Raw genomic sequence first — 472 nt, forward strand, 5'->3', positions numbered from 1 at the left:
GGGCAAACAGTCCCTCCGGACTGTTTGCTGATCCTCCTCATTGCCAGAGCTTCTGGACCAGATCCCGCCAGATCACGAGGTTGCAAGCGTCACCGCTGATGGTGCCTTCGACACCCGCACGTGCCACGATGCCATCGTCGCCCGAGGTGCCGCCGCAGTCATACCGCCACGCAAAAATGCCAGGCCATGGAAGCCCGACACTCCCGGAGCAATCGCGCGCAACGAAGCCCTGCGCGCGTCACACCGCTTCGGGCGAACCATCTGGCGACGATGGAGCGGCTATCACCGCCGGAGCCGCGTCGAAACGAAGATGCATTGTGTGAAGCTGCTGGGCCAACGCCTGATTGCCAGGGACTTCGACCGTCAGGTTGCCGAGTTTCAGATCCGTGTGGTCGTCCTGAACGGCTTCGCCGCACTCGGCATACCCGTCACTGAAGCCGTGGGATGAGTCTGTCCGGGGGAAGGGGAACCT

At 62.9% G+C, this 472-nt stretch carries 1 pseudogene; it reads left to right on the plus strand.

Features of this window, described 5'->3' with window-relative positions:
- Positions 1–40: 40 nt before the first annotated feature.
- Positions 41–448, plus strand: a pseudogene (locus FA740_RS17280) (IS5 family transposase); the annotation flags it as partial.
- Between the last annotated feature and the right edge of the window lie 24 nt (positions 449–472).

It is taken from the genome of Paracoccus hibiscisoli, assembly GCF_005048265.1.
Taxonomy (GTDB): Bacteria; Pseudomonadota; Alphaproteobacteria; order Rhodobacterales; family Rhodobacteraceae; genus Paracoccus; species Paracoccus hibiscisoli.